This window comes from Microcystis aeruginosa NIES-4325 (genome assembly GCF_008974145.1).
GTDB classification, from domain to species: domain Bacteria; phylum Cyanobacteriota; class Cyanobacteriia; order Cyanobacteriales; family Microcystaceae; genus Microcystis; species Microcystis aeruginosa_G.
The window spans coordinates 90,343-114,594 of record NZ_BJKP01000010.1; the positions used below are offsets into that span (position 1 = coordinate 90,343).

Here is a 24,252-nt window from a genome sequence, read left to right on the forward strand (position 1 = left end):
AACTAGATTATGACATCCTCCTATTTTGGTCTAGAAACCGAAGAAAATAAACTAATTAACTCTAATAATCTCTCGTTCGCCGCTTCTCTTGGTATTCATGGCCTACTTTTAGCGATTATCTTACCTAATTTCCTCAATAATCCAGCGCAGGAGCCAAAAAAGGAATTACGCAACGTCAATCTGATTGAATTGAACTCTCTAGAGCAGTCACGTCTTCCCAATCTCGACCCCTCCCTGTCCAGCTTACCGGAACTGCCTAACCCCAATTCGTCTTCTTCCTCTTTGCCTCCTCTCCCCCCCATGGATGGTATCCATAACAGCACCTTACCTCCTTTACCCTCGGTTTCTTCCCTTCCTCCCTTACCTCCCTTACCTTCCTTACCTGCTTTACCTCCCCTCTCCTCTTTACCCCCCGTCAATATCTATTCTCCTCCCATGGCATCTATCCCCTCCCTGGGGAGATTACCGATTCCTCGCAATTTTCCCACTTCTACCCCCAGTTTACCCAGTCCTCCTTCTGTTCCCACCCTGCCAGATAATAATAATCTGCCGAGGGAGACTAATAACCAGCAGGTCCGGCCTTACTTCGATCCCTACCAAGATAATCTAACTTTAGATAGATTGCGAAATTCCCCTCTTAGTGCATCGCAACAGGCGCAGCAACAATTAAACAATTCCTTAGCCCGCACGCCAGATCCGAATGGTCAATCGCCCATCGATGAACAGCGTCGTCAACAATTAATGTGGGAAATGCGGGAACGTTTGCGCTCCCTAGAGGCGGATAAAAGTAATACCAGTAACGAGGAGGCCAGGAGAAATCAGGTGGATTGGCTGGCCAGAGTCCAAAAAAGTAATCCTAACGCCTTAAATGAACTAAATCAGCCCAATCAGGGCAGCAGAGGCATAACTACCGTCAATTTGACCGGTAATTATCCCGCTACGGCTTGTTCCCGTCAATTAGCGGGGACGGCGGTTTATGGGGTGACGGTGGATAGCCAAGGCCGCCTCAGCAGTGAACCCCAGTTAATTAAAAGTGCTGGCTTCCCGATTTTCAATCAACAGGGGGCCAGGGAGGTACGCTTAACTCGCTTTAATAATCCCAGTGGTGAGTCGAGAATCTATCAGGTGAGCGTCAGTTTTGCCCCTAACCCGGAAGTGTGCCGAGGTACGATCGCTAATCCCCCAAAACCGGAGGGTAGCAACCTCAATACGCGTAACTCCCCCCCCGCAACGCCGGCAATTGAACCCCCGCTTCGTCCCAATCAACCCCCGCAACCCGCCGTTAGTCCCCAACCGGATAACGTCAAGCCCCCCGCAACCCCAGGGACAAATCCAGCCCAAACCCAGCCAGAAGCGCCCAAAGATGCGATAATCGAGGAAAAAGCCCCGGAAACTCCTCCCCAAACCCCCGCTCTCAATCAGCCAGAGGTTTCCCCCGCTAGTCCCCCCACTAGCCAAAATCCTCAACCCCTGGGCGAGGAAGTGTTGCCCCCCAGTCCCCCGGCGGAAGCTAAAGTTGAGCCAGAAAGTTAGGCCGTCAGCCTTTTCAGTGATCAGTAATCAGTGATCAGATGTGAGTTTTAGGTTTACTGATTACTGAAAAAAACTCTCATCTTCCTAGTCCATATTTTTACTTAAATGATTTCCACTTCCCAGATACCCGATTCTTTTGTCTCACCTTGCCGTCGCGCCTCGGTTAGTCGTACTACCAAAGAAACCGATGTACAGGTGACGATCGATCTTGATGGTAGCGGCAATTGTCGCCCCCAGACAGGAATTCCCTTTCTTGATCATATGTTGCAGCAAATCGCCTCCCACGCTGCGATCGATCTCGATGTGCGTGCCACTGGAGATCTAGAAATTGATGACCATCACACCAATGAAGACGTGGGAATCACCCTCGGACAAGCTTTACTGCAAGCTTTGGGAGACAAAAAAGGGATCGTCCGTTTCGGGCATTTTGTCGCCCCTCTCGATGAAGCTTTAGTGCAAGTTGCCCTCGATTTTTCCGGTCGCCCCCACCTCAGTTATGGTCTAGAAATTCCCACCCAAAGAGTGGGAACCTACGATACTCAGCTAGTGCGGGAATTTTTCGTTGCTTTGGTCAATCACAGTCAAATGACCCTACATATTCGCCAATTAGACGGGATTAATTCCCATCATATTATTGAGGCTACTTTTAAAGCTTTTGCCCGGGCGATGAGTATGGCCATAGCGATCGATCCCCGTCGCGCCGGTATAATTCCCAGTTCTAAGGGAGTTTTATAGAAGCACTGCTTAACCCGAATTAACGTTAGCTTAGAAGCCCATAATTTGAGCCACTTGGGTTAATTCGGGATCAATCCCAGATTTTAGTTGATTATTGCTGTATTTTACCGCCGAATCTGGGTCTTTTAGTCCATTTCCCGTTAAAACACACACTACGGTAGCCCCATCGGGAACCTGTTGATGCACTTTTAATAATCCTGCCACAGAAGCGGCGCTGGCTGGTTCACAGAAAACCCCCTCCTGGCCCCCTAAAATCCGATAGGCTGCCAATATTTCCTCATCGCTGACCGCGTGAAATTGTCCTTGACTAGCGTGACTAGCGGCCCAAGCTTTTTCCCAGTTAGCGGGGTTGCCGATACGGATAGCCGTGGCTAGGGTTTCGGGATGGTCAACCGGTTGTTTAGAGATAAAAGGGGCAGCCCCGGCGGCCTGAAAACCCATCATCTTCGGCAGTCGGTCACATTTACCTATCTGGTGATACTGACAGAATCCCATCCAATAGGCGCTAATATTGCCGGCATTACCCACGGGAATACATAACCAGTCGGGAGCATTACCCAAGACATCGACAATCTCGAAAGCGGCGGTTTTTTGACCCTCTAAACGGTAGGGATTGACGGAATTGACTAAAGTTACGGGATAATTTTCTGATAGTTGGCGGACAATCTTGAGGGCATCATCGAAGTTGCCATTAATAGCGATGACTTCGGCTCCGTACAATAAAGCTTGGGCTAATTTTCCTAAGGCCACATAACCGTCGGGGATAATCACAAAGGCCCGCATCCCGGCCCTTCTTGCATAGGCTGCCGCCGCCGCCGAGGTGTTCCCGGTACTGGCACAAATCACCGCTTTTGCCCCTTCTTCCTTCGCTTTCGAGATGGCCATGGTCATGCCCCGGTCTTTAAAGCTGCCGGTGGGATTTAAACCATCATATTTGACAAAAACCTTGACATCGCGCCCGATTTGTGCTGAGAGATAGGGGGCGGGGATCAGGGGTGTATTGCCTTCTAGGAGGGTAATTACAGGGGTGTTACTGCTTACGGGCAGAAATTGGCGATATTCTTCGATCAAACCGCGCCAGCCGCCGATAGACGAGGATTTAGTGGGTGATTGGGGGTTCGATCGAGCAATAGTTGTCATAGCCTTAAGGATACAGATTTGATTAGATGGCCTGATTTCCCATTTTATCCAATAAGCAGGCAAAAAAATTAATCTCGATCGCCCGATTGGGATTCATGGGGGTTAAAACAGGGATGCGGAAAGATAAAAGGCAATAACAGCAAATAAATGGGCTTTTAGGCAAAAAAATAGTTATTTTATCGCTATAAATCTGATTTTTTGCTCTTTTTGTCTTTCAGAGGTTGATTTAATTAGGGTTTACTGAATAAATCTAAAAACCTTCTGAAAATGGGTAAAACCCCACACACACCAAGAAACTTTTTCAGCAAACGCTAATTAGTAGTAGTGCCAGATTAATTTCTTAGCTAGGATAGGCAAGAGGCAGCTGGAAAAAATTCTCCTGTCTCCTGTCACGGCTGCTGGCAGTAATTTTGCCAGCATCTGATATTCAAACTCAAGCAACTATGTGTCAACTTCTAGGCATGAATTGTAATGTCCCCACGGATATCTGTTTTTCCTTTGAGGGATTTTGTGCGCGGGGAGGCAAAACCGACGAACATCGAGACGGTTGGGGCATCGCTTTTTTTGAAGGTTTAGGTTGTCGAACTTTTATTGATGTTAAACCCTCGATCGCTTCTCCGATTGCGGAATTAATTAAAAACTATCCCATCCATTCTACCAATGTTATCGCCCATATTCGCAAAGCCACCCAAGGAGAAATTAAACTAGAAAACTGTCATCCTTTTCGGCGAGAATTGTGGGGAAAATATTGGGTTTTTGCCCATAATGGTAATTTAGAAAATTTCTCACCTGCTGCGGGAGATTTTTATCAACCGGTTGGGGAGACGGATTCGGAAAGAGCTTTCTGTTTAATTCTTAATACCCTGCGAGAGACTTTTCCCCAGGGCAAGCCTTCCCTAGAACAACTCTATCAAGTCCTAAAAACTATCACAAACTCTATCGCTTGTCAAGGTATTTTTAATTATCTTTTATCCGATGGTGAACATTTTTTTGCCCATTGTTCGACGAAATTAAGCTATATAATCCGTCAGTATCCTTTTGCCGCAGCTCATTTAATCGATGAAGATGTTAGCGTTGATTTTCAAGCTTTAGCTCATCCCGGCGATCAAGTGGCAATTATTGCCACTACTCCCTTAACTGATAATGAAGTTTGGACACCGATTAATGCAGGGGAATTATTAGTTTTTCATGAGGGCGCAGCAGTTTTAAGTTAATCTTACCAGTGGTCACTTTGTCGAGATTTTTCTAAATCAATTAACTGAGTTTTTAACCCTAACCAATCTAATTGATTGGCGAGGCAATCTGAACCAATTTTTCCCGCTTCTAGATAAATAACTCTCTCGGCAAATTCCTCTAAAAAATCTAGTTGATGATTGACCATAATTATCGTCATTGAACTTTGATTATTTAATACTTCTAATAACCTGCTGGCCGTGCCTGTATCTAGAGCAGACGTAGGTTCATCTAATAACAGTATGCTCGGTTCTAACAGCAAAGCTCTAGTAATTGCCACTAATTGTCTTTGTCCTAAAGATAATTCTAACTCCCCGCGTTCAAACCACTGTTGAGGAATTTTTAACAGGGATGCCCAACGGTCAATTCTCTGATTAATTTCAGCAGGGTTAAGTTTTTTAAATTGCAGAGGATAAGCGAGAGCATCTCGAACAGTCATCCCTAATAACTTCGACTCTTGTAGCAATAAAACTATCTGTTGTCGCAGGGAAATAACCGGTATTTCCTTAATCGATTTACCTTGAAAATAAATATTTCCCGTGCTTGGTTCCTGCAAACGATTTAACAATCGTAAAATAGTCGTTTTTCCTGCCCCAGATGCTCCGACAATAGCTAACTTTTCTCCTTGCTTGATGCTAAAAGTAATATCTTCTAACAGATAAGCACTGCTGCGTCGGATAGCTAAATTTACTTGCTGTAGTTCTAAAATCAAGAGCGTTCTTTTCCTTACTTAGTTCAAGTTTATTATATAATAAAAATAGCCCAATGAGTTCGGCAGGTATTCCCCATGGTTAGTCAAGTTAACAAAACCGAGATTATCTATCCTGAGAGCGACGGTAAACCGATGGCAGATAATACTAAACAATTTAACTGGATAGTAACGATTAATCAGAATCTCGACTGGTTATATATCGATGATCCCCAGGTATTTGTGGCGGGGGATCTGTTATGGTATCCCGTGGAAGGCCAGCCCAAAATAGCCGCCGCTCCTGATACGATGGTAGTATTTGGCAGACCGAAAGGCGATCGAGGTTCCTATAAACAATGGCAAGAAGATAATCTTGCTCCTCAAGTTGTCTTTGAGATTCTTTCTCCCAGTAATACCTCCATCGAAATGGCCAAAAAATTGCTATTTTATGATCGCTATGGAGTCCAAGAATACTACGTCTATGATCCGGATGATAATAGTCTAGAAGCTTGGCAGCGAATTGGTGACAGTTTAGACAGTGTTAGTGAGGTTAATAATTGGGTGAGTCCCCGTTTAGGCATTCGTTTTGACTTAACCGACGAGTTAAAAATTTATCGTCCTGATGGTACTCAATTCTTGTCCTACAGCGAAATTAATCAACTACTGGAACAGGAAAAGCAACGGGCTGAAAATGAACGCCAACGGGCTGAACAGGCTAATCAGCAGTTAGTAGAAATGGAGGCAAAACTGCAAAAATATCGTCAACTTTTTGGGGAATTACCTAACTAAAATCTTCACTAGCGACGGGAGTATAACAAAAAAAGAGGACTGGTTAGTCCTCTTAACAAGATTAGTTTTCGCTAAATGTTAAACACAGAATGATTGCCGGGCCTAGTAGGCTAGACCCATGCTGCGGGTGGTTTCTGCTCCGAGATAAACCCGAATGCTTAAGAAATCCGTCGGACAAGCGGTTTCGCAACGCTTACAACCAACACAGTCTTCAGTGCGGGGGGAAGAGGCAATCTGGGCAGCTTTACAGCCATCCCAAGGAACCATTTCCAGCACGTCGAGGGGACAAGCCCGAACGCATTGGGTGCAACCGATACAGGTATCGTAAATTTTAACGCTATGAGACATTGAATTATGACTCCTTACCGAGTGTTCTCCATGTTAAATTTCGGGTTTATCGGTTAGTTTACCTTACAGCGATCTGTTCATCGCTCGATCGGTGACATAACTTTAAACTCTGTAACACTTGGGGCCAAGTGGCGATCGCTAGTTGGGGATCGAGTAATCCTAAAATAGCCTTAAAGAATTGCTTGCCAAGGTTACGGGGGGAACCGAAAAAGGTAATCTGGATCGCAAGATAATTTATTTCGTTTGCCAGTATGACAGAAATAGCGATCGAATCGATCCTACAGGAAAATCGGCTGTTTCCCCCCAGTGCCGAATTTGCCCAGAATGCCACCATTAAAAGCTTTGAAGAATACCGGCAACTCTACGCCAAAGCCAAGGCTGATCCCCAGGCTTTTTGGGCCCAATTAGCCGAAAAAGAACTACATTGGTTTGAAAAATGGTCAGAGACTCTTGACTGGCAGCCCCCCTTTGCTAAATGGTTCGTCAACGGCAAGATTAATATTTGTTACAACTGTATTGACAGACATCTCACCACCTGGAGACGCAATAAAGCCGCCATCATTTGGGAAGGAGAACCGGGAGACAGCCGCACCATTACCTACGAACAGCTACACCGAGAAGTGTGTCAATTTGCCAACGCTTTAAAGGAATTAGGCGTGAAAAAAGGCGATGTGGTCGGAATTTATATGCCGATGATTCCCGAAGCGGCCATCGCTATGTTAGCCTGTGCCAGAATTGGCGCGCCCCACAGTGTAGTTTTTGGGGGATTTAGTGCCGATGCTTTGCGCGATCGTCTTAATGATGCGGCCGCTAAGGTAGTAATCACTGCCGATGGTGGTTTCCGCAAGGATAAAGTCGTTGCCCTCAAGGAACAGGTGGATCTGGCTCTAGCCGATAATAGCGCCCCCAGTGTGGAAAAAGTTCTCGTTGTCCAGCGCAGCAAGGAAGCAATCAATATGGTTCCCGATCGCGATTACTGGTGGCATGATCTACAAAAACAGGTATCTGCTAATTGTCCGTCCGAACCGATGGATAGCGAAGATATGTTATTTATCCTCTATACCAGTGGTTCCACCGGCAAACCGAAAGGAGTCGTCCACACCACCGGCGGTTATAATCTTTACACCCATGTCACCAGCAAATGGATTTTTGACCTGAAAGACACCGATGTTTACTGGTGTACTGCCGATGTGGGTTGGATTACTGGCCATAGTTATATCGTTTACGGACCGCTTTCCAATGGTGCAACGACGGTAATGTATGAAGGGGTTCCCCGTCCCTCTAATTTAGGCTGTTTTTGGGATGTAATCGAGAAATATCGCGTTAATATCTTTTATACTGCCCCCACTGCTATCCGCGCTTTTATCAAAATGGGGGAAGATATCCCCAATAGCCGGGATTTATCCTCTTTGCGCTTACTGGGAACCGTGGGAGAACCGATTAACCCGGAAGCTTGGATGTGGTATCACCGGGTTATCGGTAAGGAAAAATGTCCGATTGTCGATACTTGGTGGCAAACGGAAACTGGGGGAATTATGATTACTCCCTTACCTGGGGCAATTGCCACCAAACCGGGGTCAGCAACCCTACCTTTTCCCGGTATTATCGCCGCAGTGGTGGACTTAGAGGGCAATCCCACCCAAGCGAATGAGGGGGGTTATCTGGTGGTCAAACATCCCTGGCCCGGTATGATGCGAACAGTCTATAAAAATCCTGATCGCTTCCGCAATACCTACTGGGAACAGATCGCCCCCAAAGATGGCCAATATCTCTATTTTGCTGGGGATGGTAGTCGTCAGGACGAGGACGGTTATTTCTGGGTAATGGGGCGCGTTGATGACGTGATTAGCGTTTCTGGCCACCGTTTAGGGACAATGGAGATCGAATCAGCTTTAGTATCTCATCCAGCGGTAGCGGAGGCGGCTGTGGTGGGACGGCCAGATGAAATTAAAGGGGAAGAAGTCTATGCTTTTGTGACTCTGGAGGGACATTATGAAGCGAGTCAGGAGTTAGCGCAAGCATTAAAGGATCACGTTGTCAAGGAAATTGGCATTATTGCCCGACCGGGAGAAATCCGTTTTACCGATGTACTGCCAAAAACGCGATCGGGTAAAATTATGCGTCGTCTCTTGCGAACTTTAGCATCAGGTCAAGAGATTTCCGGTGATACTTCTACTCTAGAAGATCGATCGGTTTTGGACAAATTACGGCAAGGTACCTAATTTAATTGCCAGTTTTTCCTAGTAGTTAGGGTGAGGAATAAGAGTTAATCTTATCTCACTCTAACGGGAGTGATGATCGGGGAATATATTTGCTCAAGCAGCAAAGCTATAACTAATAATAAATCCTGTTTATAGCGTTTCCCATTCACAAAAGGTACATTCTCGACCTTAAACAGCTTAATCAGTAAAGCTTTAAGTGTGCCGCACAGGTACGAGAACCGCTATAAAAGGTATAGGAGATTGGGAAGTTTCGTTCCAGTTGGTCTCGCGTAGCGAGCGCGTTGCGACCGCCTGCAGGAATGTATCCTATAATATATTTTACCCACCAAACCCAAGAGATCCGATCATACTTCATGTTTATAAGAAAGGCTGTAATAATAAAGATAAGAGCGAAGGGAAATTATAAGAGTTTAATCAATGACCACCACCACTACTACGGATAATGATTTAAAAAGACTAGAAGATTTAATCCTCAATGGACAGAAGATAATCGAACATCGATTCAACGAGATCGACAATCGACTCACTACCATGGAAACTCGACTGATTGAGGTGGACAATCGATTGAAGGTGATCGAGAATGGACAAGCGGACATGAAAGCTGATGTCAAAACTGTTCAAAAAGATACTACTGATTTAAAGATTGAACTCACGGAAGTTAAAGGTGATATTAAAACTCTTGATAGTAAATTTGATGACATGAATAAACGCTTAGAGAAAGTCGAAGGAACCCAAAAAAATCAAATTTGGACATTGATAACTGTCTTAAGTGGTTCCCTACTAGCTGTGGGATTTAGAAGTTTTTTTATCGACAGTAATCCCTAATCTCAGCAAGAGAATTGCTATATAACAGTTTTATGAGAAAAGCTGTTAATTAATCATCGCTGTTCCCTTCTCTTAGGATTAACTTTAATTTTGTCCGACTACTTCAAATAACTGATAACTAATAACTAATACTATTAATTTTTATACCTCATGAGAGCAGGAAATTATCTAAAAAAGCAAAAAGGGAAATATATTCCCTTTTTCTAGCTTTTATGGACTCATATCCTAAACCGTTTCGGGTTTAACACCTCTTTGGTCGAGAACTTTCTGTAATTCAGCTTCGTCGGTTTTGGTCAAAGAAGTGCGTAACACTTTACCTCCGTAGGGGGCCACTTCATCGAGGACTTTATCGGGGGTAACTTTTTGGACGAGAACAAAGAGAGCAGAGGTACTGGGCTGCATGGTTTCTCCCAATTCGCGCATAAAATTGTCATCCACACCGATATCACTTAACGCACCTCCCAAAGCGCCACCAGCAGCACCGAGGACGGCCCCTAATAAAGGGGATAAAAAGAGCATTCCGATTAATAATCCCCAGAAACTGCCACTAGCGGCTCCCGCTGCTGTTAAATTGACCGCTTGCTTGAGTTTAATCTGGCCATCTTTGTTTTTAACCACTACGGCAGCATCTTCTAACTCGATCAGATGTTCCTGTTGCAGTTTAGCCAAAGTTAAACGAACTTCTTCCGCTTTAAATTCGTCCTCATAGGCGATGACAAATAGATCAGCCATAGTTTTTCCTCGATTATTAGCAAATAAAACCTTTATACACTACTTTTGCCGGATTAAAAAATTTGAGGTATCGGAGAATACCGAAAAACCATGGAGATTAGGTGTCATAAATACGCGCTTCAAAAGCATCGGGATTTTCTTGACAGTATTCCTCAAAATAGGTCTTTTCTGGTTTTTTAGCGCGTTGGTGTGCCAATTCTGCCTGTAATTCCTCAACAACATCCCAAGCTGCGGCACAATCGGGAGAATTTCCGCCTTTTTCCGCACAGACTGCCCTGGCAATATCTCTAGCTTTGATAATCTCCGCTTCTAAATCAAGACTGCGGGGCTTTTCGACGGCGTTACCTTTATGGAGGATGTCACTAACAGAGATAACACCGAGCAAACCGCCTTTAATTACCGGTGCGAAACGAATACCGGTATTAGCAAATAAGCGGGCCACATATTCAACCCCGAGGTCGGGATTAATCACGATGCAGGGTTTGCTCATTACTTCATAGACGCGCACTTTTTGCGGATCTTGACCGAAAGCGACGACTTTATAGACAATATCGGTTTCGGTGATAATTCCGTAAGCATCTTCATCGTGACGGCGATCAACAATGAGAGTTCTAATGTTCTTTTCTCTCATCAATTGTACCGCTTTGGCAACGGTTTCAGAACCTTTAATCTTGGCCACCTCCGTGGTCATAATTTCAGCTGCTTTCATAGTCATATTTGGATTGGAGAAGTTAAGTTGTGCCTTTGTTATTTTAGGGTATAAACTGACCCCTAATACTGACGGCCGACGGCCAAAAAACCGATCCCTGATTAACGCCATTCCACCAGTTGTCGTTCTTGGACGACCAAACCATATACTGTCTCGGTTTGACGGGCTAAATTCGCCCAATGAAAGCGTTTTTCTAGGTCTTCGTAGGCGTTATTAACTAATTCTTGGGCGTATCCGGGATGATTTAAAACCTCCAAAATGCCCCAAGCGAGGGAATCAGGATTATTGACCCGGGTGACGATTCCCGTTTGACCATGACGGACTACTTCGGGAAAACCGCAGGTATCGGAAACTACCACGGGAACCCTAGCGGCGAAACTTTCCAGGGCGACAATGCCAAAAGGTTCGTAAAGACTGGGAAAAACGGCACAATCGGCCACGGTTTGGAAGCGATCGAGGTTTTCATCGGACATAAAGCCCGTAAAATAACAATGATGCCAGATACCGAGATGCCAAGCCTGTTGTTTGAGTTTGTCGGTATTGCCGCCACCGATAATGACAAATTTAGTTTTAGCCTCGGTCTGAGCGAGGACTTTTGGGGCAGCGTTGAGTAACACCGAAACCCCCTTTTCAAAGGTCATGCGCCCGACGTAATAGACGATTTTTTCGTGATCGCCCGCATATTGACGACGAAAAGCTTGGTAATCAAAGTTAGGGTCTCTTTGCTTTTTCTCGGCCCGAATACCGTTATAAACCACATCGATTTTATCCCAAGGTGCGCCCAAGGCCCGATGGACTTCATGACGCATATAGCCGGTACAGACGATGACGCGCCAAGCATTATAGACGAGGGTTCCCTCCTTGCCGGCGATATAGCGTTGGGTGTCGGTGTGCAGTCCGTTATAACGTCCGTATTCCGTGGCGTGAATAGTGGCAATCAGGGGTATTTTAAAGAGATGTTTCAAGGCAATTGCCGCATCCCCTACTAACCAATCGTGGGCATGAACAAGGTCAAATTTTCCGTATTCGGCGATTATTTTGCCGCCTTGTTGCCCCATGCTGTTATTCATGTTGACCACCCAATGAAAAAAGTCATTGCCGGGGGGTACGGGGACGCGGTGGATGTGAATACCTTCCACCAGTTCGTAACTGGGGGCTTGACCGAATTCGATCGTGATTAAATGGACTTCATGACCAAGTTTGACGATTTCGGGATAGAGTTCGGCGACATGACGGGCGATACCGCCCACTAATCGCGGTGGAAATTCCCACGCCAACACTAAAATCCTCATTTTTCCCTAACCTCGACCTGATTTAAGCTTGTAGGTAATCATGACATCCCCATGGTATCTATTTTGGCTCTGGTTTCTTCCTCTAATTCCCACTCTCCCCGCGCCAGTCTGGAGAGGATTTCTTGTCGCCACTTGCTTAATTGTTCCTGAAAAGCGGCCGTTTGTAGATCGTTGCGCCAGAAAATTAGGGCTGATTCACCAGTTTGCGAATAATAATTTTTCCGCTCTCCAGCGACGCGGAAGCCAAAATGCTCGTAGAGTGCGATCGCTGACTGGTTCGATACCCTCACCTCTAGCGTAGCCCTTTCCAGTTGTCTTTGTACAGCCTTCTCAAGCAGTTTGTAGAGAAGCAGTTTTCCTAATCCTTGTCTTTGATAGTCGGGATAAATTGCCAGGAGGGTAATATGCGCTTCTTCGAGAATTGCCCAAAAACAAGCCAATCCGATTAGGGTTTCGTCCTTCTGGTCCAGGGTAAGAATTAATAATTCACTGTTGGGGCTGTTTAATTCCCGTTCATAACCGGATAGGGTCCAAATGCCCCCTAGACTGCTGCGATCGATGGACACCATGGCGGCAAGATGGGCAGATTTTGGGGTTTTAAGCTGGATTTTTTGCATTTATCGGGGAAAGGGAGAAGGGAGCGAGGAGAGGCAGTTCGAGCATTTGTACTAAAATTTTCAAGACGCAGTTTAGATTCAGTACAGCTTAACTGATCACCGATCACTGAAACATCGTCCATCTTAATTTTTTTGAGCGGCCATCGTTAAGCGTTTTAATCGGCTTCTTAACATTTTCTCAATATTGTCAAAATCGAATAGTATAGATTGAAATAACTCAATGTACGCAAACCTATGGATGGCAGCTTAATCCTGTTCAATATTCTCAATCCGCCGGTTTTGTTCTTTTTCTTGGGAATGCTGGCAGTATTTTTTAAATCCGACCTAGAGATTCCCCAACCACTGCCTAAACTCTTTTCTCTCTATCTGTTGATGGCGATTGGGTTCAAGGGAGGTTATGAACTAGCGGAAAGTGGCATCAATAACCAAATTGCTTTAACTTTGATTGCCTCTGTGGTTATGGCTTGCATCGTTCCCATTTACACTTTCTTTATCCTGAAAATTAAACTCGATAGTGCCAATGCAGCAGCGATTGCAGCCGCCTATGGTTCCATTAGTGCCGTTACTTTCATCACCGCCAGTTCTTTTTTAGAAAAACTTCATATTTCCTATGGCGGTCACATGGTAGCGGCCTTAGCTTTAATGGAATCGCCGGCGATTGTAGTGGGTTTAATCCTGGTGCGAGTCTTTCAAGAGAAAAATGGCCAAGAAGAAGCGTTTTCTTGGTCAAAGGTTTTACATGAAGCCTTTTTAAATGGTTCGGTATTTCTCTTAGTCGGTAGTGTTATTATTGGTATGCTGACGGGGGAAAAAGGCTGGGAAAAATTGGAACCTTTCACTCAAGAGATTTTTTATGGTGCTTTGACTTTCTTTCTCCTGGATATGGGATTAGTGGCGGCGAAAAGAATCCGAGAATTAAGCAAAACTGGTGCTTTTCTCATCGGTTTCTCGGTATTTATTCCCGTCATCAATGCTATGGTGGGGATTCTCATCGCGAAGGTTCTCGGATTTGAACAGGGCAATGCCTTATTATTCGCTGTTTTGTGTGCCAGTGCCTCTTATATTGCTGTTCCTGCGGCCATGAGAATGACTGTTCCTGAAGCGAATCCTAGTTTATACGTTTCTATGGCCTTGGCTTTAACTTTTCCTTTCAATATCATCATCGGTATTCCTCTGTACCTAGAGATGATCAAAATCATTGGCTGTGGAGTCTAAAAGGCCCGGCGGTTTTTAAATAATTCCTGCCAAAATTTTTCTCTTTCACTTGTACCTTTTTTACTTAACTACCATGCTTAAATCGCCGCATCCTTCCCTAAAAACCGTCAAAAAAGTGGACATAATTGTTAGTCATGCTTTTCTGGAAGAAACCTTAAGCATTCTTGATGTTGTCGGAGTTTCCGGTTATACCGTCTTTGGCAATACTTCGGGAAAAGGCGATCGAGGTTTATCCTGTGATGACTTGAATTGTGATTACAGTGGTAGCTACATTATGACGGTTTGTAATAGTGACGAAGAACTTGATCTTCTGATCGATAAAATTCAGCCTTTTTTAAAAAAAGCTGGCGGAATTTTTGTGGTGACTACGGCTCAATGGCTAAGTCATTAGACATCAGTCAGGAGAAAGATCTTTTCTAGTTTAGAATTTATCTGTATCTGGTCTGGGACCAACAGCACCGGCGGGATTAACAAAAAGATTACCCCCAGCTTCATTTTGGAAGATACAATCGATTTTCGGTTTGCCTTCCAGGGGGCCAGTATAACCAAAGGTATTCATCCGGTTTTTACAACTTTGTACCTGCTGTCCATCGACTAATTTTTGTTGTTCTAAAATTGACCAGTTATTGCGTCGCAAAACGCAACCGGGTTGCATAACCGGTTGGGTGACAAAAACATTAAAGGGGTTAAGGGTGACATAAACCCGCAAATCGGTGACAATGGCGCTGGCCCCAAATTGCACGCATAATTCCGCATTGGGGGCGCTGCGATCTATTACTTCCCGGGAAGCGACGTTTTCGGGGCTAAAATTAGCGGTAGAACTGAATACCAGACCTAGACCCACTCCTAGTACAAAAATACCGCCAATCAGGGCGATCATGGCATAGTTTAATTTTGCCAATAGGCCCCCGGAAGACGAAGCGCGAGAGTCATCGCCATAGGATCGGTCATAATCACGCTCGCGCGATCGGGGAGGAGTATAACGAGGTCTTCTATTCATAGAAATTGCTGATGTGGCTGCTATGGCGGTCAGTCGTTAGCTATTAGCTTATCATTGTTCTATCTTAGCAACCGGGGGGATAACCGACAGGATAGGTCTAGTATAGGGCTATATAGTTTTTTTTGGGTTAGTATGTTATGGTGGATCACTAAATAGAGTAAGTCAGCCTAATCCAAGTTTCTATGCTAGATATTAGCTAGACAAATTCGGAGCGGAGGAACCATATTTGGGGCGTATTTCTAGATTTTTTAGCCTAGAAAAGGATATCTCTCTATCCTAGCCCGTCAGCTAACTTCGTCGGCGTGGGGGGGAAGACTGAAACATCACTACATTCCTAGCAATGTCTTGATCGGTTCAGTTATGTCGCTGGTACTACTTGATAGTCATAACTCAAAGGAGACATTGTTTATGGTGATTCTCATGTCAGCTTACCGATCACAACAATTTTAAGATTTTCCGTAGATAACCATATTTTCTATGAGTTTGCTGTACATTCGGGCAACCTTTTAGTCGTATCGAGAAACCGAGAGTAAAAACAGGATCAAAAATGCTGGAATCTTTACCGATGTGGATTGCTGCGATAACTTTTGTTGCAGTCATCGTGGTTATTATGTTCGAGTGGCTTCATATTACTGTAGCGGCTTTATTAGGAGCTTTAATCTTAGTTTTTACCCATATCATGACTCTCCAGGAGGCGGTGGGTTATATCAGTCGCAGTTATGCCACTCTTGCCTTATTTTTTGGGGTGATGGTGTTAGTGAGAGCCTTTGAACCAACGAAAATTTTTGATTATTTAGCAGCACAAATGGTGCTTTTAGCCAAGGGACAGGGAAAATTATTACTAATAGGAATTGTCGCCATTACTACCCCGATCTGTGCGGTATTGCCCAACGCTACCACGGTGATGTTATTAGCACCTCTAATTCCCCCCTTAGCTCAAGATATAGGCGTGGATTTTGTGCCGCTCTTAATCCTGATGGTTTTCGTGGCCAACAGTTCTGGGTTATTAACTATTGTTGGTGATCCCGCTACTTATATCGTCGGTGATTCTATTAATATCACCTTCATGGAATACTTACAGCGTTTGAGTTTAGGCGGTGCCTTGGCAGTCATTACCATTCTGGTTATGTTACCTTGGTTATTCCCCAAAATATGGCGGACAAAATTTGAGCATTTAGAAGACTTACACCATCCGAAGATTAATCATCCTCGCGTCTTAGCAGTGGGGGGAATTATCGTCTTTTTAGTCTTATTTTTATTCGTCGTCGGTGAATCTTTTCCCGTACCCATTTCTCCGGCGGCAGTTGCTTTGATGGGGGCTACTTTAGCCCTACTTTTAGCCCAGCAATCGAAAATCGATACGGTGCATAATATTCTCCGGGATGTGGACTGGAGTACCCTATTATTTTTTATGTCAATTTTTGTCCTAATTGGCGGCTTAGAAAAAACTGGGGTGGTTAATAGTATATCGGGACTTCTGGCGATAATTTTAGGCAAAAATATCTTTTTAGGTTCTCTAGTCTTGCTGTTTTTTGTCGGACTTGTTTCCAGTGTCGTTCCCAATATTCCCCTAGTGGTGGCCATGGTTCCACTGCTGAAACAGTACCTGGTTAATGTTAATTTAGTCGGGACGGAGGTTCTTTCTCCTGATTATGCCGGTTCCTTTCCCCCGGAAGTTTTACCGCTTTTCTATGCGATGATGTATGGAGCCACCCTAGGAGGTAATGGTACTTTAGTAGGGGCTTCTTCTAATATTGTCGCCGCCGGCATCGCCGAACAACACGGGGGCAAAATTAGCTTTCATACCTTTCTGCGCTACGGTTTACCAGTGATGTTTACTCAGTTAGTCGTCTCGGCTATGTATATGTTAGTTTTCTTGGTCTAATCTAAGCTAAGACGCATTTAAACCGCTTATTCTTAGATTAGCCGAACCTCCCCCAATCGCTTTACTGTTGCCTTTTGCCTCTTGCCTCGTCTCAACAAGCACTTTAAATGACGAACAGCTTATCTCTGGGGGTATTAATGTTAAGTCCGCCTAAGATTGACAAAAACGTTAACATTGATTAACATTCTCCTATCGTGCTAGATAATCTGGATTGATCGGCGATCGTGAACACAAAAATCTCTGTTTTAGCACCAGATTTATCCGGTGGTGGTGGCACAAGAGTCTATTTGATTGCTCAAGTCTTGCAACAGCTAAACTGTCAGGTGACGGTTTATGGTCCGATTTTTGGCCAGGAAATCTATCCAACCCCACTGGGGAATTTACCCGTGGTATCGGTCAAAGGCAATAATTATCCCCAGTTTTTTGGCCAGATCAAAACTTTACTCGATCGCCTCTCCGGAGAGATTATCTATGCGGTTAAACCCCGTCCCACCAGTTTCGGCATCGGTTTACTGAAACGTTTTTTTTCCCCACGTCCCCTAATTCTCGATATTGACGATTGGGAAATGAGTTGGTTTGGCGGTGATCGATGGTCCTATCGTCCTCATCCCCGACAATTAGCTAGGGATATCCTCAAAAAAAATGGTGCGCTTAGGGATCCGAATCACCCTCTTTATCTGCGCTGGATGGAAAATGTAATTAATCAAGCTGATGCGGTGACGGTTAATAATCAATTTTTGCAAAAGCGTTACGGGGGGATTTATTTACCTAATGGCAAGGATACGCAACTTTTCGATCCCAATCTCTACGATCCTGTCGCTTGTCGTCAAAAATACGGTTTATCTGCCTATAAAGTCTTAATGTTCCCGGGTACAGCTAGACCTCACAAAGGTTTAGAAGATGTCTTAATCGCTTTAGATCAAATTGGTGATCCTGATTTTAAATTGGTGGTGGTGGGAGGTCGCCAAATCGGGGATGGCTATCTGGATAGTTTGTTAGAAAAAGGTCAACCTTGGTTAATTCATTTGCCTGCTCAACCGATCGATCGAATGGCGGAAGTTGTCGCCGCTGCCCATGCTATTATCGTTCCCCAGAGGGATGAAGCTACGGCTAACGCCCAATTTCCGATTAAACTCACCGATGGTATGGCCATGGCTAAACCGATTATTTCCACTAAAGTGGCAGATATTCCCGAAATTTTAGCTGATATTGGCTATTTAGTCGAACCTCGATCGCCAGAGCAACTAGCTGCTATGATTAGCGAAGTTTTTAATCATCTCGACTCGGCTAATGCACGAGGACTAAAAGCGAGAGAGCGCTGTATTGCCTCCTATAGTACCACCGCCATGGCGACAACTCTCTCTGGCATAATTACTTCTCTGGAAGGGAAATATTAGAGTCTAGCGAGTAGGATAATTGACCGTTGACTATTTACTTTATTACTTCTGATGAATCCTAATCAAATTCTCCTTAAATATACGCTTAAACACTGGATATTAGTGGTTTCCAGCATTGTTATCGGCTTTGCCAGTACCATATTTAATGGGGTAGGAGCTATTTTAGTTATCCCCTTACTAATTTCTTTTATTTATCCCGAAAATGATATCTTAAAAAATGCCCCCCAAATTATCAAAAAACTGCTCTCGGTTTTCGAGGTTTTCTCGGTCGATACTCGTTTTTTCTGGATGTTTGCAGCGATATTATTGATTTTAATTCTCAAGCATATTACCAATTTTTTCAGTAGCTTGCTTGGCACTTACTTATCTTTGATTATGGCAAAAGATATGCGAATTGATTCAGTTATTCTGCTACTAGAAGTGGATATAGATTATTATGTAAAAAGTAAAATAGGAGATATTTTTAATCGTTTTATGTCCGAGATTAATCGAGCTGTGGGGTCAATTAGAAATTACATAAACCTGATTAAGATCATCGCCACAGCTTTCATGTACTTAGCTATTTTATTATCAATTTCTTGGCAATTAACTATTCTTTCTAGTATCTTGGGCGGCTTTTTAGCTCTGCTTAATCAATATTTTGTCAAGAGATCGAAAAAGTTTGGAGAGATTATCACCGTAACGGCTAAAAAGCAAACTAATAAACTGTTGGAACTGTTAACGGGAATTCGCCTAATTAAAGCGGTAGGCAATGAAAGATACGAATTAGAATCTATTGTAGAGGATATCGAAGCCCGGGAGAAAGCGGGTTTAGATGCCCAGACTAATAATGCTATAATTGCCCCGCTTAATGAGATCGGTGGAGTTATTATTATTGCTTTAATTATTATTGCTGGTCGTTATCTTTTCAATGAACAACTGCAAGCTTTAGCAACAATTTTATTGACCTATCTCTATGTACTTTTCCGGGCCTTGCCGATAGTTGGTCAAATTAACGGTGCTAGGAGTAGTCTATTGGGTGATGTTTCCGCAGTAAAGGTGGTAGCGGATTTTCTCATTCGAGAGAATAAACCATTTATGACTAATGGCTCTATTCCCTATCAAAGATTAGAGACAGGTATTCATTTTGATAAAGTCCAATTTTCCTATCCCGGTCATCAAGAATTAGTTCTCAAGGGCATCGATCTTTGGATTCCAAAAGGAAAAATGATCGCTCTTGTTGGTGCTTCGGGGGCGGGAAAATCGACAATTGCCGATTTATTACCACGCTTTTATGATCCTACAGCCGGGAGGATTCTTTTTGACGGTCAAGATTTAAGGGATTATGAGATAAAATCTCTGAGAAAAGCGATGGGAATAGTCAGTCAAGACACTTTTCTCTTTAATAATTCTCTGCGTTTTAATATTGCCTACGGGTTAAGCGATGTTAGTGATGCAGAAATTTTAGAGGCGACAAAAAGGGCGAATGCCTACGAGTTTATCTCCAAACTGCCGGAAGGACTGGATACGGAAATTGGCGATCGGGGAGTGAGACTTTCGGGGGGACAAAAACAAAGACTAGCGATCGCTCGTGCCTTACTGCGAGAGCCGGATATTCTCATTCTCGATGAAGCCACCAGTGCTTTGGATACAATTTCTGAGCGTTTAGTACAGGAAGCGATCGATGAACTCTGTCGCGAGCGCACTACTCTTGTGATCGCTCACCGTCTTTCCACAGTTCAAAAAGCCTATCAAATTGTGGTGCTGGACAAGGGAAAAGTGGCAGAAATCGGCAATCACGAGGAATTATTAGCTCAAGGTGGTCATTATGCCCGTTTACACTCTCTCCAATTTAGTGATAGCAAAGAGGACGACTCCAAGAATAGGGAAGATGAGCAAAAAAGAAAAGCTTATTTATCCTACGAAGCGAGAAGCAGTCTTAATAGTCTTTTAGGTTCTCTGCGTCTGGTATCTGAGGATTTAATCGATGATTCTCAGGAGAAACAGGAAATTTTAGAAGAATCCTGTAGTTCAGCCATGCGACTTCTTCATATTATCGAAGACTACGAGTATTCCTCGACTCGATAGAGCTGCTGCAAAAGTCAAAAATTGTCGTAGTTAGTGAGGAGTCAGTCCCGATGAAAAGATTTTCACCCCCACAGATGAAAGAGGTTTCCTTCCTTACACCCCACACCTCACACCCCACACCCTCTTTCAAGACAGGAAATTTGCAGGAGGTCTCTGGAAAAAAACTCTTAATTTATACTAAAATAGTTAGTACAGATAGGCATCTTCCCAGACGGTGAAAAGGAATTATTTACCCTTGAAAACCACAGTTAAAGTCAGCACACAAACCCAATTACCCCTACATCTAGTTATTACCCATCCCCAGTATCGTTTTGTCGATTTATTCGCAGGAATCGGTGGTTTTAGGATCGCTTTGGAGAAATTGGGAGGACGTTGTTTAGGCTATTCAGAAATCGATAAACAGGCCATGCAAGTTTATCAACAAAATTTTATTAGCTATCTCAACAGCGATGAAATTGCTTTCGGAGATGTGAGTAAAATCAGCAATTTACCCGATAATCTTGATCTTATTGTCGGCGGCGTTCCCTGTCAACCTTGGTCGGTGGCGGGATGTTTACGGGGATTTGAAGATCCCCGGGGAAAACTCTGGTTTGATGTGATTAAATTAGTCCAGAAAAGTCAACCGAAAAGCTTTATTTTCGAGAATGTCAGTGGGTTAGCTAGTCCTCGCAATCGTGAGAATTTAGAGTTAATTATCGATGAATTAACTAGCTGTGGTTATCAAGTTTACTGGCAGTTATTAAATGCCTACGATTTTGGTTTACCCCAGAATCGCGAGAGAGTTTTTATCGTAGGAATTAGAAAAAATATAGATAACTATGAGCGGTTTAAATTTCCCTTGCCTTTGGGTATCCATCCCAAGGTTTTAGATATTTTAGAAGACATCAAAAATATTCAACCGATTAAGAAAGTCAAGTTATCGGCGGATACTTTATTTAATGGTTTTGTTCCTCCATCGAGAACTCGTTTTCAAAAAGAAGATGAATTAAATGACTTCTTTATTTTTTCTGATTTAAGAAATGGCCACACAACTATTCATTCTTGGGATATTATCAAAACTACGGAACGACAAAAAAGTATCTGTTTAGCTTTGCTGAAATTAAGACGCAGTAAAAAGTATGGCGAAAAAGATGGTCATCCCGTGGCTTTTTCTGCTTTTTTAGAAATTATACCCGACCTAAAAATCGAGGAACTAAATCAGTTAGTTTCTCTGGGGATTTGTTGGCAAACGCAGGAGGGTAAGTATGAATTCATTAACTCGAAAAATATGACGGGAATTAACGGCATTTATCGGATTATTTTACCGACAGCCGATATTATTCCTACCCTAACCGCTACGGGTGCTAAAGATTATATTGCTACTATTTCAATTACCGCTACTCATCCCCAAGAATACAAACAATTGTTTTTAAAGAAAATCTATAAACCCAAAAACTTTCGAGAAATTACTCCCCAAGATGCGCGTAAATTACAAGGATTCCCCGATAATTTTATCTATCATCCACAGCCAGCTATCGCTAAAAAACAATTCGGAAACGCTGTTCCTGTAACAGTGGTGGAGGCAGTGGCTAGAAATTTACTGGAAATAATTCAGACCGATTATTAAACCGCGGGATACTGACTCATATTAAAATATTTAAAGGCTTAAAAATCAAATCTTCTTTGGGAACGGGTTGATGATCAGCTATCAAACTTTCGAGGTACAATTCCATAGCTTCTGTAATATTGACAATCGTTTCTTCAAAAGTGTCTCCTTGAGAATGACAACCTTGAAGCGCAGGACAAAAAGCGTGATAACCACCGTCTGACTCTTTTTCTAGAATAACGGTGTAGTTATAAATTTGTTTGGTATTATCACTCATAACACTATCAGTTGTGGATTGTAAATTATCCTAGCAGAGACTTTTTTTAATGACTTTTCCCGGAGCGATCGATTTTTTGAGCGGATTAACTCCCCAGCTAAACTAGAATAGAAAGATAGGAAAGCGATCGAAATTAGAATGACGACCGAAATTGAAAAAGAACTAGAAACCGGCGAAGCTGTCTTGGAAAAACGGCGAAATTTTGCCATTATCTCCCACCCTGACGCGGGAAAGACCACCCTGACCGAAAAACTGTTACTATACGGGGGTGCAATCCATCAAGCGGGTGCAGTCAAAGCAAGACGCGACCAACGCAAGGCCACCTCCGACTGGATGGAAATGGAAAAACAAAGGGGAATTTCGATTACTTCCACGGTTTTACAGTTCGATTATCGTGATTTTCAGATTAATCTCCTCGATACTCCCGGCCACCAAGATTTTAGCGAAGATACCTATCGTACCCTAGCCGCTGCCGATAATGCGGTGATGTTAATTGACGCGGCCAAAGGTTTGGAACCCCAAACGAGAAAACTCTTTGAAGTGTGCAAACTGCGACAGTTGCCCATCTTTACCTTTGTTAACAAAATGGATCGGCCCGGCCGCGAACCTCTGGATTTATTGGACGAAATCGAGCGAGAATTAGGATTACAGACCTATCCCGTCAATTGGCCGATCGGAATTGGCGATCGCTTTCGGGGAGTCTTCGATCGAGCAACCCAGACCATACACCTGTTTGAACGTCGCTCCCACGGCTCTCAGGAGGCGCAGGAAACCGTGATCGAGCTTGGCGACCCCAAAATTGAGGATTATCTCGAAAAAGACCTGTATTACCAGTTAAAAGAGGATATAGAACTACTCTCGGAATTGGGTGCAGAATTGGATTTGCCAGCAGTTCACGCAGGAGAAATGACCCCGATCTTTTTTGGTAGCGCCATGACCAATTTTGGGGTGAAATTATTCCTAGAATCCTTCCTCGACTATGGATTGGCACCCAGAGGACGCAATTCCTCCCTCGGTGTCCTTGATCCCACCTATCCCGATTTCACTGGTTTTGTCTTCAAACTGCAAGCAAACATGGATCCCAAACATCGCGACCGGGTGGCCTTTGTGCGGGTATGTACGGGGAAATTCGAGAAGGATATGGTAGTAAACCACGCTAGAACTGGTAAAACTATCCGTTTATCCCGTCCTCAGAAACTTTTTGCCCAAGATCGGGCAGTTATTGAAGAAGCTTATCCCGGAGATGTGATCGGATTGAATAACCCCGGGGTCTTTGCGATCGGTGATACCATTTATATGGGTAAAAAGCTCGAATACGAAGGTATTCCCTGTTTTTCTCCCGAATTATTCGCCTATCTCAGAAATCCTAACCCTTCCAAGTTCAAACAGTTTCAAAAAGGAGTCTCGGAATTACAGGAAGAAGGGGCCGTACAGATATTATCCTCGATCGATGAATTTAAACGCGACCCGATTTTAGCCGCTGTCGGTCAATTACAGTTTGAAGTGGTGCAATTCCGTCTTTTAAGCGAGTACGGAGTCGAAACTACCCTCGAACCCCTAGCCTATAGTTTAGCCCGTTGGGTCGCCGGGGGGTGGGCTGCTTTAGAAAAAGCAGGTAAACTCTTTAATACTTTAACCGTCAAAGATTATTGGGGTCGTCCCGTCTTATTATTCAAAAATGAGTGGAATTTACAGCAAGTCAAAGAAGATCATCCCTCTTTGCAATTAAACTCGATCGCACCGGTAGGAGCGGGAGTACAACCCCAATCCTAACCATTAGACCTCTTGTAAAAATCAAAAATTGTTGTTAGGGTTAGGAGTCAGTAGCCAGCAGTCAGTCCCGATGAAACAATTTTCACCCCCACAGATGAAAGAGGTTTCCTTCCCTATACCCTACACCCCACACCCTGCCACCGGGAAGAACTTTTTGCCGCAAACCCTAATTATGCCAAAGGTTTATTAA

The 24,252-nt window shown here is 43.8% G+C and carries 22 protein-coding genes and 1 riboswitch; of the genes, 13 read left to right on the top strand and 9 right to left on the bottom strand.

Annotated features, from left to right (window positions below):
• Positions 1-9 precede the first annotated feature (9 nt).
• Together MiAbW_RS07790 and hisB are read left to right on the top strand one after the other, a co-directional pair.
• Complete coding sequence (locus MiAbW_RS07790) at positions 10-1,533, top strand: energy transducer TonB (protein WP_151695624.1); 1,524 nt, start codon at positions 10-12, stop codon at positions 1,531-1,533.
• Positions 1,534-1,638: 105 nt separating this feature from the next.
• Complete coding sequence (hisB, locus tag MiAbW_RS07795) at positions 1,639-2,268, top strand: imidazoleglycerol-phosphate dehydratase HisB (RefSeq protein ID WP_151695625.1); 630 nt, start codon at positions 1,639-1,641, stop codon at positions 2,266-2,268.
• A gap of 30 nt (positions 2,269-2,298) precedes the next feature.
• Here the strand turns inward: hisB and thrC are convergent, their stop codons facing one another.
• A complete protein-coding gene (thrC, locus tag MiAbW_RS07800) occupies positions 2,299-3,408 on the bottom strand; it encodes a threonine synthase (RefSeq protein WP_151695626.1) in 1,110 nt (369 codons plus the stop codon).
• 443 nt (positions 3,409-3,851) lie between these two features.
• On the opposite strand from thrC, the gene MiAbW_RS07805 reads away from it, so the two are divergent.
• Complete coding sequence (locus tag MiAbW_RS07805) at positions 3,852-4,622, top strand: class II glutamine amidotransferase (protein WP_151695656.1); 771 nt, start codon at positions 3,852-3,854, stop codon at positions 4,620-4,622.
• A gap of 2 nt (positions 4,623-4,624) precedes the next feature.
• On the opposite strand, the gene MiAbW_RS07810 is transcribed toward MiAbW_RS07805, so the two are convergent.
• Positions 4,625-5,353, bottom strand: coding sequence for an ABC transporter ATP-binding protein (locus tag MiAbW_RS07810; RefSeq protein WP_151695627.1), 729 nt, complete (start codon positions 5,351-5,353; stop codon positions 4,625-4,627).
• A 75-nt stretch (positions 5,354-5,428) separates the two neighbouring features.
• Here MiAbW_RS07810 and MiAbW_RS07815 point away from each other — a divergent pair, with 75 nt between their 5' ends.
• Positions 5,429-6,118, top strand: a complete 690-nt coding sequence (locus MiAbW_RS07815; RefSeq protein ID WP_151695628.1) for a Uma2 family endonuclease — start codon at positions 5,429-5,431, stop codon at positions 6,116-6,118.
• Between the two features lie 102 nt (positions 6,119-6,220).
• On the opposite strand, the gene psaC is transcribed toward MiAbW_RS07815, so the two are convergent.
• Positions 6,221-6,466: a photosystem I iron-sulfur center protein PsaC gene (gene psaC, locus MiAbW_RS07820; protein ID WP_002764973.1), complete on the bottom strand. Its 246-nt coding sequence runs from the start codon at positions 6,464-6,466 to the stop codon at positions 6,221-6,223.
• A gap of 251 nt (positions 6,467-6,717) precedes the next feature.
• Between psaC and acs the strand changes: the two genes are divergently transcribed.
• Together acs and MiAbW_RS07830 are read left to right on the top strand one after the other, a co-directional pair.
• Entirely contained in the window at positions 6,718-8,688 is a 1,971-nt protein-coding gene (gene acs, locus MiAbW_RS07825; RefSeq protein WP_151695629.1) for an acetate--CoA ligase, read from the top strand.
• Positions 8,689-9,105: 417 nt separating this feature from the next.
• Entirely contained in the window at positions 9,106-9,513 is a 408-nt protein-coding gene (locus tag MiAbW_RS07830; RefSeq protein WP_151695630.1) for a hypothetical protein, read from the top strand.
• 225 nt (positions 9,514-9,738) lie between these two features.
• On the opposite strand, the gene MiAbW_RS07835 is transcribed toward MiAbW_RS07830, so the two are convergent.
• The 4 genes from MiAbW_RS07835 to rimI all read right to left on the bottom strand — a co-directional run bounded on the left by MiAbW_RS07835 (position 9,739) and on the right by rimI (position 12,863).
• Positions 9,739-10,245, bottom strand: a complete 507-nt coding sequence (locus tag MiAbW_RS07835) for a DUF1269 domain-containing protein (RefSeq protein ID WP_151695631.1) — start codon at positions 10,243-10,245, stop codon at positions 9,739-9,741.
• A gap of 97 nt (positions 10,246-10,342) precedes the next feature.
• Positions 10,343-10,960, bottom strand: coding sequence for a CP12 domain-containing protein (locus MiAbW_RS07840; protein WP_036388153.1), 618 nt, complete (start codon positions 10,958-10,960; stop codon positions 10,343-10,345).
• Positions 10,961-11,055: 95 nt separating this feature from the next.
• A complete protein-coding gene (locus tag MiAbW_RS07845) occupies positions 11,056-12,246 on the bottom strand; it encodes a glycosyltransferase family 4 protein (RefSeq protein WP_151695632.1) in 1,191 nt (396 codons plus the stop codon).
• Between the two features lie 38 nt (positions 12,247-12,284).
• Positions 12,285-12,863: a ribosomal protein S18-alanine N-acetyltransferase gene (gene rimI / locus MiAbW_RS07850; protein WP_151695633.1), complete on the bottom strand. Its 579-nt coding sequence runs from the start codon at positions 12,861-12,863 to the stop codon at positions 12,285-12,287.
• Positions 12,864-13,097: 234 nt separating this feature from the next.
• Between rimI and MiAbW_RS07860 the strand changes: the two genes are divergently transcribed.
• Complete coding sequence (locus tag MiAbW_RS07860; protein WP_151695635.1) at positions 13,098-14,078, top strand: sodium-dependent bicarbonate transport family permease; 981 nt, start codon at positions 13,098-13,100, stop codon at positions 14,076-14,078.
• 73 nt (positions 14,079-14,151) lie between these two features.
• Positions 14,152-14,469, top strand: a complete 318-nt coding sequence (locus MiAbW_RS07865) for a P-II family nitrogen regulator (protein WP_151695636.1) — start codon at positions 14,152-14,154, stop codon at positions 14,467-14,469.
• A gap of 30 nt (positions 14,470-14,499) precedes the next feature.
• Here MiAbW_RS07865 and MiAbW_RS07870 read toward each other — a convergent pair whose 3' ends face one another.
• Positions 14,500-15,078, bottom strand: a complete 579-nt coding sequence (locus MiAbW_RS07870) for a DUF3172 domain-containing protein (protein WP_151695637.1) — start codon at positions 15,076-15,078, stop codon at positions 14,500-14,502.
• Positions 15,079-15,266: 188 nt separating this feature from the next.
• Positions 15,267-15,396, top strand: a riboswitch (cyclic di-AMP (ydaO/yuaA leader).
• Between the two features lie 229 nt (positions 15,397-15,625).
• On the opposite strand from MiAbW_RS07870, the gene MiAbW_RS07875 reads away from it, so the two are divergent.
• The 4 genes from MiAbW_RS07875 (at position 15,626) to MiAbW_RS07890 (ending at position 22,033) form a co-directional block, all read left to right on the top strand.
• Positions 15,626-16,963, top strand: a complete 1,338-nt coding sequence (locus MiAbW_RS07875; protein ID WP_151695638.1) for an ArsB/NhaD family transporter — start codon at positions 15,626-15,628, stop codon at positions 16,961-16,963.
• Positions 16,964-17,187: 224 nt separating this feature from the next.
• Entirely contained in the window at positions 17,188-18,360 is a 1,173-nt protein-coding gene (locus tag MiAbW_RS07880) for a glycosyltransferase (RefSeq protein ID WP_151695639.1), read from the top strand.
• 51 nt (positions 18,361-18,411) lie between these two features.
• Positions 18,412-20,427 (top strand): ABC transporter ATP-binding protein, encoded by a 2,016-nt coding sequence (locus MiAbW_RS07885; RefSeq protein WP_151695640.1) that lies wholly within the window; start codon positions 18,412-18,414, stop codon positions 20,425-20,427.
• A gap of 235 nt (positions 20,428-20,662) precedes the next feature.
• On the top strand, positions 20,663-22,033 hold the full coding sequence (locus MiAbW_RS07890) for a DNA cytosine methyltransferase (protein WP_151695641.1): 1,371 nt from the start codon (positions 20,663-20,665) through the stop codon (positions 22,031-22,033).
• Positions 22,034-22,049: 16 nt separating this feature from the next.
• On the opposite strand, the gene MiAbW_RS07895 is transcribed toward MiAbW_RS07890, so the two are convergent.
• Positions 22,050-22,289 carry a type II toxin-antitoxin system HicB family antitoxin gene (locus MiAbW_RS07895; protein ID WP_151695642.1) on the bottom strand — a complete coding sequence of 80 codons (240 nt, stop codon included), beginning with the start codon at positions 22,287-22,289 and terminating at the stop codon, positions 22,050-22,052.
• A 138-nt stretch (positions 22,290-22,427) separates the two neighbouring features.
• Between MiAbW_RS07895 and prfC the strand changes: the two genes are divergently transcribed.
• The gene (gene prfC / locus MiAbW_RS07900) at positions 22,428-24,062 is read left to right on the top strand and encodes a peptide chain release factor 3 (protein WP_151695643.1); all 1,635 of its coding nucleotides are present in this window, start codon (positions 22,428-22,430) and stop codon (positions 24,060-24,062) included.
• Positions 24,063-24,252: the final 190 nt, after the last annotated feature.

Coding starts and splice junctions, on each gene's coding strand:
- MiAbW_RS07830 (WP_151695630.1), top strand. CDS start 9,106: ATGACCACCACCACTACTACGGATAATGATTTAAAAAGACTAGAAGAT.
- thrC (WP_151695626.1), bottom strand. CDS start 3,408: ATGACAACTATTGCTCGATCGAACCCCCAATCACCCACTAAATCCTCG.
- psaC (WP_002764973.1), bottom strand. CDS start 6,466: ATGTCTCATAGCGTTAAAATTTACGATACCTGTATCGGTTGCACCCAA.
- MiAbW_RS07895 (WP_151695642.1), bottom strand. CDS start 22,289: ATGAGTGATAATACCAAACAAATTTATAACTACACCGTTATTCTAGAA.
- prfC (WP_151695643.1), top strand. CDS start 22,428: ATGACGACCGAAATTGAAAAAGAACTAGAAACCGGCGAAGCTGTCTTG.
- hisB (WP_151695625.1), top strand. CDS start 1,639: ATGATTTCCACTTCCCAGATACCCGATTCTTTTGTCTCACCTTGCCGT.
- MiAbW_RS07840 (WP_036388153.1), bottom strand. CDS start 10,960: ATGACTATGAAAGCAGCTGAAATTATGACCACGGAGGTGGCCAAGATT.
- MiAbW_RS07875 (WP_151695638.1), top strand. CDS start 15,626: ATGCTGGAATCTTTACCGATGTGGATTGCTGCGATAACTTTTGTTGCA.
- MiAbW_RS07860 (WP_151695635.1), top strand. CDS start 13,098: ATGGATGGCAGCTTAATCCTGTTCAATATTCTCAATCCGCCGGTTTTG.
- MiAbW_RS07865 (WP_151695636.1), top strand. CDS start 14,152: ATGCTTAAATCGCCGCATCCTTCCCTAAAAACCGTCAAAAAAGTGGAC.
- MiAbW_RS07805 (WP_151695656.1), top strand. CDS start 3,852: ATGTGTCAACTTCTAGGCATGAATTGTAATGTCCCCACGGATATCTGT.
- MiAbW_RS07845 (WP_151695632.1), bottom strand. CDS start 12,246: ATGAGGATTTTAGTGTTGGCGTGGGAATTTCCACCGCGATTAGTGGGC.
- MiAbW_RS07885 (WP_151695640.1), top strand. CDS start 18,412: ATGAATCCTAATCAAATTCTCCTTAAATATACGCTTAAACACTGGATA.
- MiAbW_RS07815 (WP_151695628.1), top strand. CDS start 5,429: ATGGTTAGTCAAGTTAACAAAACCGAGATTATCTATCCTGAGAGCGAC.
- MiAbW_RS07835 (WP_151695631.1), bottom strand. CDS start 10,245: ATGGCTGATCTATTTGTCATCGCCTATGAGGACGAATTTAAAGCGGAA.
- rimI (WP_151695633.1), bottom strand. CDS start 12,863: ATGCAAAAAATCCAGCTTAAAACCCCAAAATCTGCCCATCTTGCCGCC.
- acs (WP_151695629.1), top strand. CDS start 6,718: ATGACAGAAATAGCGATCGAATCGATCCTACAGGAAAATCGGCTGTTT.
- MiAbW_RS07870 (WP_151695637.1), bottom strand. CDS start 15,078: ATGAATAGAAGACCTCGTTATACTCCTCCCCGATCGCGCGAGCGTGAT.
- MiAbW_RS07790 (WP_151695624.1), top strand. CDS start 10: ATGACATCCTCCTATTTTGGTCTAGAAACCGAAGAAAATAAACTAATT.